This is a genomic window from Streptomyces sp. NPDC001401 (assembly GCF_042895385.1).
Taxonomy (GTDB): Bacteria; Actinomycetota; Actinomycetes; order Streptomycetales; family Streptomycetaceae; genus Streptomyces.
The window spans coordinates 1,597,826-1,613,779 of the sequence record NZ_JBIAWI010000001.1; the positions used below are offsets into that span (position 1 = coordinate 1,597,826).

Consider the following 15,954-nt stretch of genomic DNA (forward strand, 5'->3'; position numbering starts at 1 on the left):
CAGCCCGCACATACCTTCGCCCGTCGAAGCGCTTCGACGTCATGCATCGAATCGATTCGATGAATCGATCTCCACCGCATGACACCCCGATATACCCATCCGAGTCCTGCGGAGGCACGGGATGTTGACGGCACGAAGGCGTATGACAGCGGTCGCGGCGGCGATCCTCGGCGGATCGCTGCTGGTGAGCGCATGCGGCGGCTCGGACGGTGGCGGGTCCTCCGACGCCAAGACGCTCAAGCTCTGGCACTACGAGGGCCCCGACAGCGCGATGGGCGTGGCCTGGAACGAGGCGATCAAGGAGTTCGAGGCGAAGCATCCTGGCGTCAAGGTGAAGTTCGAGGAGAAGGGCTTCGAACAGATCCAGAAGACGGCGCCCATGATCCTGAACTCCTCGGACGTGCCCGACATCATGGAGTACAACAAGGGCAACGCGACCGCGGGCGCCCTCGCGAAACAGGGCCTGCTGACCGATCTGACCGCCGAGGCCACCAAGCGCGGCTGGGACAAGAAGCTCAGCGCGGGCGTCCGCACGACCAGCATGTACGACACGAACGGGGTCATGGGCTCCGGCAAGTGGTACGGCGTCCCCAACTACGCCGAGTACACGATGGCCTTCTACAACAAGGACCTCTTCAAGAAGTACGGGATCACCGAGCCGAAGACGTTCGACGAACTGACCGCCGCCATGGACAAGTTCGTCGCCAAGGGCGTCACCCCGCTCGCCAACGCGGGCGCCGAGTACATGGCCCAGCAGTACCTCTACCAGCTGGCCCTCTCCAAGGCCGACCGCTCCTGGGTCGACAAGTACGAGCTGTACAAGGGCAAGACCGACTTCCATGACCAGGCCTGGACGTACGCCGCCGACACCTTCGCGGACTGGGTGAAGAAGGGCTACATCAGCAAGAAGTCCACCAGCACCAAGGCCGAGGACGCGGGCGTCTCCTGGATCCAGGGCAAGACACCGATCCTGTTCTCCGGCAGCTGGTGGTACGGCCGCTTCCAGTCGGAGGCCAAGTTCGACTGGGATTCCGCCCTCTGGCCCGGCTCGAACCTGACCCTGGGCTCCGGCGGGAACATCTGGGTGGTCCCCAAGAACGCCAAGAACAAGGATCTCGCCTACGACTTCATCGACATCACCATGTCGAAGAAGATCCAGAACCTCCTCGGCAACAAGGGCGGCATCCCGGTCGCGGCCGACACGTCCGCCATCACGGACCCGAAGTCCAAGCAGCTCACCGACAACTTCAACACCCTCAGCGGGCGGGACGGCCTGGCCTTCTACCCGGACTGGCCGGTGAACGGCTTCTACGACGTCCTCGTCTCCGAGACGCAGAAGCTGATGACGGGCAGCGAGAAACCGGACGCCTACCTCGGCGCACTGCAGCAGGCGTACGACAAGGGCGCGCCGAAGCAATGACGGTGACCGTCGAACGGGGTGCGCGGGCCGTCGGCGAGCGCCGGCACCCCGGCCCGCGCCGCCCCCGTACCCGCGACTCGTACGCCCTGTTCCTGCTCCCCGGCATCCTGGCCTTCACGGCGATCATCGTCGTCCCGTTCCTCATGAACACGGGCGTCAGCTTCACGGAGTGGCAGGGCATCGGCAGCCCCAAGTGGACCGGGCTCGCCAACTACCGGGAGCTGATGGACGATTCGGAGTTCTGGGCGTCCTTCCGGCACAGCCTGTTCATGGTCCTCGCCATGGCGGCCGTACCGACGATGATCGGTCTCGTCCTGGCGGCCGCCCTGTTCGACTACATCGGCAAGCACTTCGGCAGCAGATGGGCCGCAGTGCTCCGCGCCTGCTTCTACCTCCCGCAGGTGCTGCCGATCGCGGTCGCCGGCATCGTCTGGAGCTGGATCCTCGCCCCCGACAACGGCTCCCTCAACGAGCTGCTGAAGGCGATCGGGCTCAGCAGTTGGCAGCAGGACTGGCTCGGCGACCCGGACATCGCGCTGTACAGCGTCATGGGGGTCATGGTCTGGGTGCAGATCGGCTTTCCGCTGGTCGTCTTCATGGCGGGCCTGCAGCGCGTCGACCCGCAGCTGTACGAGGCGGCCGAACTGGACGGCGCCGGCTGGTGGCGCCGCTTCTGGCACATCACGCTGCCGCAGATCCGCCCGGAGATCTACGTCGTCCTGACCTGGTGCACGATCGCGGCGCTCAAGGTGTTCGGCGCGGTGTACGTGCTGACCAAGGGCGGCCCGGGCGGCGCGACCGACGTCCCGTCCTACTTCTCCTTCTCCACCTTCTTCGAGAAGACCCAGGTCGGCTACGGCGCCGCGATCTCCACGATCCTCACCGTGATCATCCTGGTCCTCTCCCTGATCTTCCTGAAACTCCAGACCCGCGCCGAGGACGCCGAGGAAGGGGTACGGACATGACGACCGCCCTGCGCCGCTACCCGGTGCTGATCGCCCTGTGCATCGCCGCGCTGTTCATGGTTGTCCCGTTTCTGATCGTCGCGGTCAACGCGTTCAAGTCGCCGACCGAGTACTCGCAGAACGGCCCCCTCAGCCTTCCCGAGGGCCTCTATCTGGACGGTCTCAAGAGCTTCTGGCAGCGCGTCGACTTCGGGCAGAAGCTGGTCAACTCGGTGCTGATCAGCGGCTCGGTGGCCGTGCTCGCGGCGATCCTCTCGGTTCTCAACGCGTACGCGATCGGGATAGGGCGGATCAAGGGCCGCACCTGGGTCCTGGCCTTCTTCGTCCTCGCCAACATGCTGCCGCAGGAGGCGCTGGTCTACCCGATCTACTACCTCAGCAAGCAGGCCGGCCTGTACGACACGAGGCTGAGCGTGATCATCGTCTTCACGGTGATCCAGGCGGCCTTCGGCACCTATCTGCTCTCGTCGGTCCTGGGCCAGTTCCCCCGCGAGATCATCGAGGCGGCCCGTATCGACGGTGCCAACAAGTGGCAGGTGCTGTGGCGGATCGTCGTCCCGATCAGCCGCCCCACCATCGGCGTGCTTCTGGTCTTCTTCTTCATCTGGACCTGGAACGAGTTCCTGCTCCCCCTGGTCATGCTGATCTCCAACGACAACCAGACCGTGTCGGTGGCTCTCGGCGTCCTCCAGGGCCAGCGCCTGATGGACGCCACGATGACCAACGCGGCGGCCCTGCTCGGCGTCCTCCCGGCGATCGTGTTCTTCCTCGTCTTCCAGCGGACCCTCACCCGCGGCATCGCCGTGGGTGCCGTCAAGTAAGGACCCCCCACGTGAAGTTCACCGATGGCTACTGGCTGCTGCGCGAGGGCGTCACCGCGGCCCACCCCGTCGAGGTCCTCGATGTCACCGCCACGGACGGCACGCTGGAGATCCACGCGCCGACCCAGCCCATCCGCCACCGCGGCGACCTGCTGAAGGGACCGGTCGTGACGATCAGCGCGCACACCCCCATGCCCGACGTCATCGGCCTCACCTTCACCCACTTCGAGGGCGAGCAGCCGCGCGGCCCCGAATTCGACATCAGCGAGCAGGAGTTCGCGCCCCAGGTCTCCTACGACGACGAGCACGCGACCCTGGCCTCCGGCGCCCTGTCGGTCCGAGTGGCCCGTACCGGCTCCTGGCACGTCGACTTCCTCGCGAACGGCCGCACCCTCACCTCCAGCGGCCCCAAGGGCATGGGCATCATGCGGAATGCGGAGGGAGCGCACTACCTGCGGGAACAGCTGGGCCTCGGGGTCGGCACCTCCGTCTACGGCCTCGGCGAGCGCTTCGGCCCCCTCGTCAAGAACGGCCAGGTCGTCGACATCTGGAACGCCGACGGCGGCACGGCCACCGAACAGGCCTACAAGAACGTCCCGTTCTATCTGACGGACGCGGGTTACGGCGTCTTCGTCGACCACCCGGGCAAGGTGTCCTTCGAGGTGGGGTCCGAGGCGGTCTCCCGGGTCCAATTCAGCGCCGAGACACAGGAGTTGACGTACTACGTCATCTACGGCCCGAGCCCCAAGGAGATCCTCCGCAAGTACACGGCCCTCACCGGGCGGCCCGCACTGCCTCCGGCCTGGTCGTTCGGCCTGTGGCTGTCGACGTCCTTCACCACGTCGTACGACGAGGAGACGGTGACGTCCTTCATCGAGGGCATGCGGGCGCGCGAACTCCCGCTCTCCGTCTTCCACTTCGACTGCTTCTGGATGCGGGAGTTCAACTGGTGCGACTTCCAGTGGGACCCGCGGGTCTTCCCGGACCCGGAGGGCATGCTGACGCGGCTCAAGGAACGCGATCTGCATGTCTGCGTGTGGATCAACCCGTACATCGCCCAGCGCTCGCCCCTGTTCGCGGAGGGCAAGGCGCTGGGCCATCTGCTCCGCAGGCCCGACGGCAGCGTCTGGCAGTGGGACATGTGGCAGCCGGGCATGGCGCTGGTCGACTTCACCAGCCCGGCCGCCCGCGACTGGTACGCCTCGAAGCTGGAGGCGCTGCTCGCGCAGGGCGTCGACTGTTTCAAGACCGACTTCGGCGAGCGGGTGCCGGTCGACGTGGCGTGGTCCGACGGCTCCGACCCGGAGCGGATGCACAACTACTACACGTACCTCTACAACCGCACCGTCTTCGACGTGCTGCGCAAACACCGCGGCGAGGGCGAGGCCGTGCTCTTCGCGCGCTCGGCGACGACCGGCAGCCAGAAGTTCCCGGTGCACTGGGGCGGCGACTGCGAGGCGACGTACGAGTCGATGGCCGAGTCGCTGCGCGGCGGGCTGTCGCTGGGCCTGTCCGGCTTCGGCTACTGGAGCCACGACATCGGCGGCTTCGAGGGGACACCGACACCCGCCCTGTTCAAACGGTGGCTGGCCTTCGGACTGCTGTCGTCCCACAGCCGGCTGCACGGCAGCTCCTCCTACCGCGTCCCGTGGCTGTTCGACGAGGAAGCCGTGGACGTGCTGCGGCAGTTCACCCGGCTGAAGCTCAGCCTCATGCCCTATCTCTACGAGGCCGCACGCACCGCCCACACCGAGGGCGTGCCGATGATGCGGGCGATGGTGCTGGAGTTCCCGGACGACCCCGGGTGCGCCCATCTGGAGCGGCAGTACATGCTGGGTTCGGATCTGCTGGTCGCGCCGGTGTTCGGCGACGAAGGGGATGTGTCCTACTACGTACCCGAGGGCACCTGGACGCACTTCCTGAGCGGGCGGACGGTGACCGGGCCGCGCTGGGTGCGAGAGCGGCACGGCTTCCTGAGCGTGCCCCTGCTGGTACGGCCGGGGACGGTGATCCCGGTGGGTGCGGTGGCCGACCGGCCCGACTACGACCATGCCGACGGGGTCACCCTGCGGGCGTACGGCCTGGAGCACGGCGCGCAGGTGACGGTACCGGTGGGGAACGTGACCTTCACCGTCGTACGCGAAGGGGACACGCTGCGGGCCTCGTGCAGTGAGCCGGCGGCGGCGTGGAATCTGGCGGCCGGGGAGCGGACGGCGCGGGCGCAGGCGGGTACCGGATTCCTCTCCCTGGAGCTGGGCCGATGGTGAAGATCACCGATGTGGCCCGGCACGCCGGGGTCTCCCCCAGCACCGTCTCCTACGCGCTCAGCGGCAAGCGCCCGATCTCCGAGGAGACCCGGCAGCGGGTCGAGGAGGCCATCCGCGAGCTGGGCTACCGGCCGCACGCGGGCGCCCGGGCGCTGGCCAGCAGCCGCTCGAACGTGCTGGCGCTGGTGATCCCGTTACGGACGGGCATCCACGTCCCGGTGGTGATGCAGTTCGCGGTGTCGGTGGTGACGACGGCCCGCAAGCACGACCACGACGTGCTGCTGCTCACGCAGGAGGAGGGCGAGGAGGGCCTGAGGCGGGTCGCGGACACGGCCCTCGTCGACGCGCTGATCGTGATGGACGTCCAGCTGCGGGAACCCAGGCTGCCGTTGCTGCGCTCGCTGGAACGGCCGTCCGTGATGATCGGCTTCCCGGCCGACTCCGAGGGCCTGACCTGCATCGACCTGGACTTCAAGGCCGCCGGTGAGGCGTGCGTGGAGCATCTGGCGCGGCTCGGGCACCGGGTCGTGGCGCTGGTCGGGTCGCCGCCGGAGGTGTACGTACGGCAGACCGCGTTCGCCCAGCGAGTGGTCCAGGGCTTCACGGCCGCCGCCGACCGCAGCGGGCTCTCCTCCTCCGTGCACCCCTGCGAGGCCTCGCCCGCGGCCGCCCGCCTGGTCGCCGAGCAACTCCTGCGCGAACAACCGGCGCTGACGGGAGTCGTCGTCCACAACGAAGCGGTCCTCGAACCGCTCGTCGACGCCTTCGAGCAGCTCGGCCTGCGCGTCCCCGGCGACCTCTCCGTCACCGCCATCTGCCCCGACGAACTCGCCGAGTCCGTCCGTGTCCCCGTCACCTCCGTCGCCCTCCCGTCCGCCGAGGTGGGCGAGCGGGCGGTGGAGCTGCTGATGAAGAAGCTGGGCGGCAGCGCCGTACCCGAGGCCACGCTGCTGCCGCCACGGCTGACGGAACGGGCGAGCACGGCACCGCGCGATGCCTGAATCTCCGTAGCGTCCTCAACCGAAGGAGCCGTGACATGAAAGGCAAGAGAACAAGCACGAGAAGAAGACAGAGAACCACGCTGCTGACGGCCCTGCTCCTGATCGCGGGCCTCGGCGCCACCGTCCCGGCGCACGCCGACCCGACGTACCCCTTCCGCAACCCCGCCCTCCCAGTGAACGCCCGCGTCTCCGACCTGCTCTCCCGGCTCACCCTCGACGAGAAGATCTCCCTCCTCCACCAGTACGAGCCGGCGATCCCCCGCCTCGGCATCCAGTCGTTCCGCACCGGCACCGAGGCCCTGCACGGCGTGGCCTGGCTCGGCAGAGCGACGGTGTTCCCGCAGGCGATCGGACTCGCCTCCACCTGGGACCCGTCCCTGCTCCGCCAGGTCGGCTCGGCGATCGGCGACGAGGCACGCGGCTTCCAGCAGCAGCGCCCGGCCGGCTGGGGCCTGAACCTGTGGGCACCCGTGGTCAACCTGCTGCGCGACCCGCGCTGGGGCCGCAACGAGGAGGGCTACTCCGAGGACCCGTATCTGACCGGCGCGATCTCGACGGCATACGGCACGGGCCTGACGGGAGGCGACCCGGACCACCTCAAGACGGCCCCGACGCTGAAGCACTTCCTCGCCAACAACAACGAGGAGCACCGTGACACCACGACCTCCGAACTGCGCCCGCGCGTACTGAAGGAGTACGACGAGCAGGCCTTCAAGCCCGCGATCGCGGCGGACGCGGCGACGGGCGTGATGTCCTCGTACAACCTGGTCAACGGCCGTCCGAACACGGTGAATCCGGCTCTCGACGACACCGTCCGCACCTGGACCTCGAAGGACCTGCTGAACCTCACGGACGCCTTCGCGCCCGGGAACCTGGTCGGCAGCCAGCAGTACTACGGCACCCAGACCGAGGCGGACGCGGCGGCGCTGAAGGCGGGCATCGACAGCTTCACCGACAACGACACGGACTCCGGCCCGACGACCACGGCGGTCAAGTCGGCGCTTTCCACAGGTCTGTTGAAGGAGTCGGACGTCGACAAGGCCGCGGGAGACGTGCTGAGCATCCGCGTCCGCCTCGGCGAGTTCGACCCCGGCGGCGGCAGGTACGGCTCCATCGACGCGTCCGTCATCGACAGCCCCGCCCATCGCGCCCTGGCCCGCAAGGCGGCCACCGAGGCGGCGGTCCTGCTGAAGAATGACGGTGCGCTGCCGCTGAAGAAGACGGGCAGCGCCGCCGTCGTCGGCCCGCTCGCCGACACCCTCTACACGGACTGGTACTCCGGCACGCTCCCCTACGCCGTCACCCCGAAGGACGGCATCGAGTCGAAGCTCGGCACCTCGGTCGCGAGCAGCGAGGGCGTGGACCGGATCGCCCTGAAGGACACGGCGACCGGCAAGTACGTGACGGCGGGGGCGGGCGAGGCGGGCGCACCCCTGAAGGAGACGGCGGATTCCGGTACGGGAGCCCAGTTCGACGTCTTCGACTGGGGCTCCGGCATCGTGACCCTGCGCTCCGCCGCGAACGGCAAGTACGTCGGCTACAACTGGTCGAACTTCGTCAACGACCAGAAACAGCCGAACGGCTGGTACGTACAGCAGCAGTTCAAGCTGGAGCGCCAGGACGACGGAACGTACCTGCTCCGCTACGCCGGCTACGAGACCGCCGAGTCCTGGTGGTCGAACCCGGTCTACCTGGGCCCGACCGGCACGGACGGCACCCTCGGCCTGGTCGCCAAGGACCAGGCGGCCCACTACACGAAGGACGTGGTCCGCAGCGGTGTCGACGAGGCGGTCGCCGCGGTCAAGGGCAAGGACCAGGCCGTCGTGGTGGTCGGCTCGGACCCGTCCATCAACGGCCGCGAGGCCCACGACCGCACGGACCTGTCCCTCGCACCGTCACAGGAGACCCTGGTCAAGGCGGTGCACGCGGCCAACCCGCACACGGTCGTGATCGTCGAGAACAGCTACCCGACCACCCTCGGCTCCCTCGAGAGGGAGGTCCCCGCCGTCCTCTGGACGACCCACGCCGGCCAGGAGACGGGCAACGCCCTCGCCGACCTCCTCTACGGCGACGCCGACCCGTCCGGCCGCCTCACCCAGACCTGGTACCGCTCCGACGCCGACCTCCCGTCGATCCTCGACTACGACATCATCAAGTCCGACCGCACCTACCAGTACTTCAAGGGCCAGGCGCTCCATCCCTTCGGCTACGGCCTCTCCTACACGACGTTCCGCTACGGCGACCTGAAGCGCGTCGACGGCGGCTACGAGGTCACCGTCACGAACACGGGCACCCGCGCCGGCGACGAGGTCGTACAGCTCTACACCCACCAGCGCACCTCCCGCGACAAACAGCCCCTCAAGCAGCTCAAGGCGTTCCAGCGCGTCTCACTGGCCCCCGGCGAGACCCGCACGGTGAAGCTGAAACTACGGCAGACGGACCTCGCCCACTGGGATGTCACCCGCTCCAAGTGGACGGTGGAGAGCGGCACTTACGACGTACTGGTGGGCTCGTCGTCCTCCGACATCCATGCCCGTGCTGCCTGGCAGGTGAAGGGCGAGACCATCCCGCCACGGAACCTGTCGAAGGCCACCCGCGCCGAGAACTTCGACGACTACTCCGCCGTCCACCTCGTCGACGAGTCCAAGGCGAGCGGTACGGCGGTGTCGGCGGCCTCCGACGGCGCGTGGCTGAAGTTCGCGGACACCCAACTGGGGGCGGGCGCTGGCGAGTTCAGTGCACGCGTCGCCGGGACGTCGTCCGGCACGGTCGAGGTGCGGCTCGGCTCACCGACCGGCCCCCTCGCCGGCACCGCGCACTTCGCGGGCACGTCGTCGCCGTACGACTACACGACGGTGACCGCGAAGCTGTCGGGCGCGGCGAAGGGCCGTACGGACGTCTACCTGGTCCTGGGCAAGGACGTACGCCTGTCGACGTTCACCCTGCGCTGAGCCCCCAGGTGAGCCCGAGCCGGTAGGCGGCACACAGGTTCACATCGAGGAGGTAGGCCCCGGCAGTCCCGCACTGCGTGCTGCCGCTGCCGGGGTCGACGGGCTGCCCGTGCCCCATGCCGGTGATGCTGTAGGTCTCGACGACGGCCTTCCCGGCGGGATCACGGAAGACCTGGTGCGGATACCCGGCGACGGTGTCACTCACGTCCGCCGTCTGGTCGGCCCCCAGCACATCGGTCCACTGCTTCATCAGGTCGGTCATGTTGACGGGCTTGACGGTGTAGTCGGCACTGCCCTGGAAGACGGTGAGCGTGGGCCAGGGCCCGCCGTACCCGGGCCGGGCGGCCCGCACCCGGTCGCCCCACTGCTTCGCCGTCTGCGTGGCCCCGACGTACATGCACACATACGGAGATCCGGCGGCCTGCGCGCATCCGTACGGCAGCCCGGCGACGATCCCGCCCGCGGCGAACTTCTCCGGATAGTCCGCCATCATCACGGCGGTCATGCCACCACCGGCGGACAGCCCGGTGACGTACACGCGCGATGCGTCGCCGCCGACGTCGGCGAGCTGCCGGTCCACCATCTGCGCGACGCTCGCGGCCTCACCCTGCCCCCGCTCGATGTCCCCGCTCTGGAACCAGTCGAAGCAGGACGAGGAGTTGTTGGCGGTGGTCTGCTGCGGCAGCACGACCGAGAACCCCCACTGGTCGGCGAGCTGGATCCACCCGCTCCCGGCCCCGTACCCGGCGGCGTCCTGTGTGCACCCGTGCAGCGCGACGACGACGGGACGCCCGGACGGCAGTCCGTCGGGGACATAGCGGAACATGCGCAGCGCTCCGGGGTTGGATCCGAACCCGGTGACTTCCTGCAGGGAGGCGGCGGCCGCCCTGCCGGGGGTGAGGAAGGCGGCGATCAGGGCGACCAGGAGGGTCGCGAGGAGTGTGCTGTGGCGTGCGGCTCTGGTCTGTGTCATGGGGAGGGACCGTAGAAGCGTGAACCAGTTGCCGATATGGAGCCGGAGCCCATAAAAACGACGAGGGCCCGGTGGTCTGTGACCACCGGGCCCTCAACATGGAGATTGTGGAGATGGCGGGAATCGAACCCGCGTCCAACGGTGCAGAATCAGGGCTTCTCCGTGTGCAGTTCGCTGCGATTTTCTCGGCCCCGGCGATCACGCGAACAAGTCGCCGACGGGCCCAGTCACTGTTTGGTTTCCCATCGAACCCCGTGACCGGGCTCGATCGTTTAGTCCCCTAGATTATGCCAGGGTCCGGGTCGGGAACACTCCCGGGCTGACACCCGTTAAGGGCCTTCACTCACTGCTTATTAGGCAGCGAGGGCGAAGGCGCGGGAATCGCTCTTGGAATTGGCGATTATTTTTTGCGACATATGGTTAACGAGATCATTGCCGCTTCCTCGACACGCTTCCCCTGTTTCAACAGCCGCTGTCGAAACCGATCATCCCCATGTTGTGTTTTCAAACCCCTCCGGAGAGGGTGCGCACCCGCTGTGAGGTGCAGTGCCATCGTACGTGAACAACGCACGGCGATGCCACCGTATTCCCGGGCGGCTACGCCTCGCGTTGCTTCCGCTTCGCCGCCGCGATCGCCCGGTCCGACTCCCGCCGGTCCTGCTTCTCCCGCAGGGTCTGGCGCTTGTCGTACTCCTTCTTGCCTCGCGCGAGAGCGATCTCGGCCTTCGCGCGGCCGTCCTTGAAGTACAGCGCGAGGGGCACGATCGTGTGACCCGTCTCCTGGGCCTTGGACTCCAGCTTGTCGATCTCCTCGCGGTGCAGCAGCAGCTTGCGCTTGCGGCGCGCGGAGTGGTTGGTCCAGCTGCCCTGGTGGTACTCCGGGATGTGGGCGTTGTGCAGCCACGCCTCACCCCGGTCGATCTGGACGAAGCCGTCGGTCAGCGAGGTCCGTCCTTCGCGCAGCGACTTGACCTCGGTGCCGGTCAGCACGAGCCCGGCCTCGTAGGTGTCGACGATCGCGTAGTCGTGCCGGGCCTTCTTGTTCTGGGCGACGATCTTGCGCTTGCCGCCCTTCTCGCCGTCCCTGGCCTTCGCGGCCGCCCCACCCTGCTTGGGCTGGGACTCCTTCGGTACGTACATTCCCTTGCTCATAGTGCTGTCCATTTTCGCACTACGGAGGGGGTCCGGGGCCAGCCCTTTACCGGCGGCTAGTCGGCGTCGCCCAGTCCGCCGAGCACGGTCTCGGCCCGCTCGACGGCCGCCTGACCCGGGGAGGTGACGTCCAGGTCGGGGGTGATGCCCCGGCCGTCGACGCTGCGGCCGGAGGGGGTGCGGTAGTGCCCGACGGTGAGTTCGGCGACGGAGCCGCCGGGAAGCTGCCTCGGCATCTGCACCGAGCCCTTGCCGAAGGTGCGGGAGCCCACGACCACCGCACGGCCGCGGTCCTGCAGGGCGCCGGTGAGGAGCTCGGCCGCGCTCATCGTGCCGCCGTCGACGAGCGCGACCAGGGGTCTGGTGGTGTCGCCGCCGGTATCGGCGTGCAGGGCCTGCTGCTCGCCGTTGACGTCGTACGTGGCGACGAGGCCGCCGTCGAGGAAGGCGGACGCGGTGGTCACGGCCTCGGTGACCAGGCCGCCGGAGTTGCCGCGCAGGTCGAGGATGATCCCGGCGCCGACGGGGGCCTGGTGTACGGCGGTGCGGACGACGTCGCCGGAGCCCTTGGTGAACGCGGCGATCCTGATGACGGTGACCCCGCCGGCGAGTTTTCGAACGGCGATCGAATCGGTGGACAGCAGGGCCCGGCGCAGGGTCTCGGTCCACGCGTGCGTGCCGCGCTGCAGGCCGAGCCGGACCGCCGTGCCGGCGGCCGCGTCCGTGGCGTCGCCGCGCAGTAAGGACACGACCTCGGTGACGGGCTGCCCGTCGACCTTCTCGCCGTCGATGCTGCGCAGCCGGTCGCCCTTGTGGATCCCGGCGGCGGCCGCGGGCGAGCCGGGGGCCACCCTGGTCACCTCGATACGGCCGTCCCGCTCGCGCCTGGCCCACAGGCCGACGCCGGTGTACTGGCCGTCGAGGGCCTCCTCGAACTCCTGGTACTCGCCCTCGGAGTAGACGGCGCCCCAGCGGTCCCCGCTGCGGCTGACCGCGCGCTCGGCGGCCTCCATCGGGGACTTGCCGTCGGCCATGGCCTCCTCGGCCGCCTTGGCCACGTCCTCGTGATGACCGGCGGGCACGGCCGAACGGGCCGCTCCGGACGGGGATTTCCGGTCGGTCTCGGAAAAGGAGCCGGTCGCCGCACCCGCGACGAGCACGCTCGCGAAGACCAATGTCAGGACGGCCCCGCGGCGGATGCGGCGGGGCTGGCAGAACAGGTCACGACCTGACATGCCGGTGAGTCTAGGACAACGCGAAGGGCCGCACGGCCGGTTGACCGTACGGCCCTCTTGGCATGCATCACACCTTCAGGTACTTGCGCAGCGCGAAGAACGCGGCAAGCGCGGGCATCAGCAGACTAGTGGCGAGGATGAGCGGCAGCTTGGTCAGGACGGCGTCCCAGCCGATGAAGTTGATCAGGTTCAGCTTCTGGGACAGGGCGAGACCGTGGTCGATGATGAAGTACCGCGCGACCACCAGGAATCCGCAGGCGACCGTCCCGCCGATGAGCCCGGCGACCGCCGCCTCCATGATGAACGGCGCCTGGATGTAGAACCCGGAGGCACCGACCAGCCGCATGATCCCGGTCTCCCGGCGCCGGCTGAACGCGGACACACGCACGGTGTTGACGATCAGCATCAGCGCGACCACGAGCATCAGCGCCATCACCGCCCGCGCGGCCCAGTTCATGCCGTTGAGCAGCCCGAAGAGGTTGTCCAGGATCCCCTTCTGGTCCTGCACGGACTGCACACCGTCGCGCCCGTCGAAGGCGGTCGCGATGACCTGGTACTTCTCCGGGTCCTTCAGCTTGATCCGGTACGACTCCTGCATCTGGTCCGGCGTGAGGGAACTGGCCAGCGGGGAGTCGCCGAACTGCTCCTTGTAGTGCTTGTACGCCGCGTCCTGCGACTCGTAGGTGACCTTCTGGACGACCGTCGTCATCTTGTCCAGGTCGGCGAGGATCTGCTTCTTCTGGTCGTCGGTGACCGCGCCCTTGGCGCAGTTGGGGTCGGACTCGGCGTCGCTCTTGTTGCAGAGGAAGATCGAGACGTTGACCTTGTCGTACCAGTAGCCCTTCATGGTGCTGACCTGGTCGCTCATGAGGAGCGACCCGCCGAACAGCGCAAGGGACAGGGCGACGGAGACGATGACCGCGAAGGTCATGGTCAGGTTGCGGCGGAGACCGACACCGATCTCGGAGAGTACGAACTGGGCGCGCATGGCGTCTGGTTAAGCCTTTCCGTGGATCGTCAGTGCTGGTAGCCGTAGACGCCGCGTGCCTGGTCGCGGACGAGGCGGCCCTTCTCCAGCTCGATGACGCGCTTGCGCATCTGGTCCACGATGTTCTGGTCGTGCGTCGCCATCACCACAGTGGTGCCGGTCCGGTTGATCCGGTCGAGCAGCTTCATGATGCCGACGGAGGTCTGCGGGTCGAGGTTGCCGGTGGGCTCGTCGGCGATGAGCAGCTTGGGCCGGTTGACGAACGCGCGCGCGATCGCGACTCGCTGCTGCTCACCTCCGGACAGCTCGCCGGGCATCCGGTCCTCCTTGCCGCCGAGCCCGACGAGGTCGAGCACCTGCGGCACGGACTTGCGGATCTCGCCCTTCGACTTGCCGATGACCTCCTGTGCGAAGGCGACGTTCTCCGCCACCGTCTTGTTCGGCAGGAGCCGGAAGTCCTGGAACACCGTCCCCAACTGGCGCCGCATGTGCGGCACCTTCCAGTTGGAGAGGCGCGCGAGGTCCTTGCCCAAGACGTGCACCTGACCATGACTGGTCCGCTCCTCGCGGAGGATCAGCCGCAGGAAGGTGGACTTTCCGGAGCCGGAGGACCCCACGAGAAACACGAACTCGCCCTTCTCCACTTCCAGGGACACATCCCTGAGTGCAGGACGGTTCTGCTTGGGGTAGACCTTGGAGACGTTGTCGAATCGGATCACGGATGCACCACGGGTCGCCGGGGGTAGATGAGCGTGACCATACGCGAGTCGGGTGCACAAGCGCAGGCGCCGGTCAGGTTGCGTGGGGGTTGTGCACTTTTGTGCCGGGGAGGGCAGCGGCTTTGCAGGGGCGCGGGGCTGTATCGATCAGCGGCTCCGCCGCGGGGCGCGACAAGCCCCCACCGGCCCGCAGCCGCGAGACGAGCCTCACTCACCCCTCTGGGAGCGAACCGCGCAGCCTCCGGAGGAACCTGGCACAGTAGAGAGGGGAACGTTCTCCCACCCGGAGCCGTTCTCCCAGTGAACGTACTGGCAAGGAGGGCGAGCGCATGACGTACGACCGGCTGGTGTGCGCGAACTGCGCGGCGCCCGTGAGCGAGGGCCGGTGCCCCGTGTGCCGCGCGAACCGCGAGCGGCTGCAGCAGGAGAACTTCTTCGCGGGGCTCAACCCCATGGCGCTGATCGCACTGCTGGCAGTGCTGATCGCGGCGGTGGCGCTGCTGGCGCACCAGACCGCGTAGAGCGCTGCACAGGGGCACTGAGACGCCCGAGGGGCCCGGAGCGATACACGCTCCGGGCCCCTCGTCGTACGTTGCCGCACACGTTGCGTGTGCGCGCGGCTACCGTCAGGCAGCCGCACCGCCACGGCCGCCCACGAGGCGCGGCAGAATGCGGAAGCCGACGCCACCGGCGATCATGGTGGCGGCACCGACGATCAGGAAGGTCGTCTGACCGGCACCGGTCTCGGCGAGCTGCTGGCCGTTGCCCTGGGTCTGGGTCGCGGTGTCCGAGCCCGTGTCCTGGAGGGCCGAGGAGCCCTCGTCCTGGGCGGAGGTGCCGGAGTTGCCGTCGGGGTTGGTGTTGGAGTTGCCACCACCGTTGTGCCCGTTGCCGTTGCCGTTGCCATTCCCGTTACCGTTGCCGTTCCCGTTGCCCGGGTTGGTCGGCTCGGAGGTCGGGTTGTCCGTGGGCGGAGTGGTGGGCTCCTCCGTGGGCTCGGTCGGCTCGCCGGTGGGCTCCGTCGGGTCCGTCGGAAGGTCCGTCGGGGCCGGGTCCGTCGGCAGACCGGTCGGAGCCGGGTCCGTCGGCGCCGGGTCGGTCGGCGCAGGCGTGATGCAGATGCCCAGCAGCCCGCAGTCGTCGGCGGATGCGACACCCGCAGCGGTCAGCGAGGCGCCGGCGGCGATCACCGCACCGGCCGCGATCCGCGCGACACGGATCCGCGTCTTGTTCGTCATCTGGTTGCTACCCCCAGTAGCTGCTCGTCAGTTGGGCGGCGCTCGGGGGCCGTGATCGACGGAGGTAACTGCGCTGCGCATTCCCCCGGTTCACATGCGCCCCAGAGATACGCATGCCGCGCTTTACCCTTCCCATTTTTCAAAGCAACGTCAAGGCCGTTGCGCGCGCAATGTCCACTTGCGTCTTGTTTACATCGAGTTGGAACCTGTGAGTGTGATGTAAA

13 protein-coding genes and 1 other RNA gene are annotated in these 15,954 nt (G+C 68.2%); 7 read left to right on the forward strand and 7 right to left on the reverse strand.

The annotated features are described in order from the left end of the window. Positions 1–121 precede the first annotated feature (121 nt). Genes ACFY10_RS07395 through ACFY10_RS07420 form a run of 6 tightly spaced genes read left to right on the forward strand, consistent with a single transcriptional unit; the run spans position 122 to position 9,425 of the window. The gene (locus ACFY10_RS07395; RefSeq protein WP_390664055.1) at positions 122–1,420 is read left to right on the forward strand and encodes an ABC transporter substrate-binding protein; all 1,299 of its coding nucleotides are present in this window, start codon (positions 122–124) and stop codon (positions 1,418–1,420) included. Continuing rightward, a complete protein-coding gene (locus ACFY10_RS07400) occupies positions 1,417–2,385 on the forward strand; it encodes a carbohydrate ABC transporter permease (RefSeq protein ID WP_390664056.1) in 969 nt (322 codons plus the stop codon). The genes ACFY10_RS07395 and ACFY10_RS07400 overlap by 4 nt, the downstream gene beginning before the upstream one ends. Continuing rightward, positions 2,382–3,206: a carbohydrate ABC transporter permease gene (locus tag ACFY10_RS07405; RefSeq protein ID WP_390664057.1), complete on the forward strand. Its 825-nt coding sequence runs from the start codon at positions 2,382–2,384 to the stop codon at positions 3,204–3,206. Before ACFY10_RS07400 ends, ACFY10_RS07405 begins: the two co-directional genes overlap by 4 nt. Positions 3,207–3,217: 11 nt before the next feature. After that, positions 3,218–5,473 carry an alpha-xylosidase gene (gene yicI, locus ACFY10_RS07410; RefSeq protein ID WP_390664058.1) on the forward strand — a complete coding sequence of 752 codons (2,256 nt, stop codon included), beginning with the start codon at positions 3,218–3,220 and terminating at the stop codon, positions 5,471–5,473. Then, the gene (locus tag ACFY10_RS07415) at positions 5,467–6,474 is read left to right on the forward strand and encodes a LacI family DNA-binding transcriptional regulator (protein WP_390664059.1); all 1,008 of its coding nucleotides are present in this window, start codon (positions 5,467–5,469) and stop codon (positions 6,472–6,474) included. Before yicI ends, ACFY10_RS07415 begins: the two co-directional genes overlap by 7 nt. Before the next feature lie 35 nt (positions 6,475–6,509). Then, entirely contained in the window at positions 6,510–9,425 is a 2,916-nt protein-coding gene (locus ACFY10_RS07420; RefSeq protein ID WP_390664060.1) for a glycoside hydrolase family 3 C-terminal domain-containing protein, read from the forward strand. Here the strand turns inward: ACFY10_RS07420 and ACFY10_RS07425 are convergent. The 6 genes from ACFY10_RS07425 to ftsE all read right to left on the reverse strand — a co-directional run bounded on the left by ACFY10_RS07425 (position 9,412) and on the right by ftsE (position 14,492). Next, a complete protein-coding gene (locus ACFY10_RS07425) occupies positions 9,412–10,398 on the reverse strand; it encodes an alpha/beta hydrolase family esterase (protein ID WP_390664061.1) in 987 nt (328 codons plus the stop codon). The genes ACFY10_RS07420 and ACFY10_RS07425 overlap by 14 nt on opposite strands. A gap of 105 nt (positions 10,399–10,503) precedes the next feature. Beyond that, positions 10,504–10,891, reverse strand: a transfer-messenger RNA (tmRNA) gene (gene ssrA / locus ACFY10_RS07430). A gap of 104 nt (positions 10,892–10,995) precedes the next feature. Further along, positions 10,996–11,538, reverse strand: a complete 543-nt coding sequence (smpB, locus tag ACFY10_RS07435) for an SsrA-binding protein SmpB (RefSeq protein WP_390664155.1) — start codon at positions 11,536–11,538, stop codon at positions 10,996–10,998. Between the two features lie 68 nt (positions 11,539–11,606). Continuing rightward, on the reverse strand, positions 11,607–12,785 hold the full coding sequence (locus ACFY10_RS07440; RefSeq protein ID WP_390664062.1) for a S41 family peptidase: 1,179 nt from the start codon (positions 12,783–12,785) through the stop codon (positions 11,607–11,609). A gap of 67 nt (positions 12,786–12,852) precedes the next feature. Further along, complete coding sequence (ftsX, locus tag ACFY10_RS07445) at positions 12,853–13,773, reverse strand: permease-like cell division protein FtsX (protein WP_390664063.1); 921 nt, start codon at positions 13,771–13,773, stop codon at positions 12,853–12,855. 29 nt (positions 13,774–13,802) lie between these two features. Then, complete coding sequence (ftsE, locus tag ACFY10_RS07450) at positions 13,803–14,492, reverse strand: cell division ATP-binding protein FtsE (RefSeq protein WP_390664064.1); 690 nt, start codon at positions 14,490–14,492, stop codon at positions 13,803–13,805. 329 nt (positions 14,493–14,821) lie between these two features. On the opposite strand from ftsE, the gene ACFY10_RS07455 reads away from it, so the two are divergent. Next, the gene (locus tag ACFY10_RS07455) at positions 14,822–15,013 is read left to right on the forward strand and encodes a hypothetical protein (RefSeq protein WP_016438128.1); all 192 of its coding nucleotides are present in this window, start codon (positions 14,822–14,824) and stop codon (positions 15,011–15,013) included. Positions 15,014–15,118: 105 nt separating this feature from the next. Here the strand turns inward: ACFY10_RS07455 and ACFY10_RS07460 are convergent, their stop codons facing one another. Next, positions 15,119–15,730, reverse strand: coding sequence for a hypothetical protein (locus ACFY10_RS07460; RefSeq protein WP_390664065.1), 612 nt, complete (start codon positions 15,728–15,730; stop codon positions 15,119–15,121). Positions 15,731–15,954: the final 224 nt, after the last annotated feature.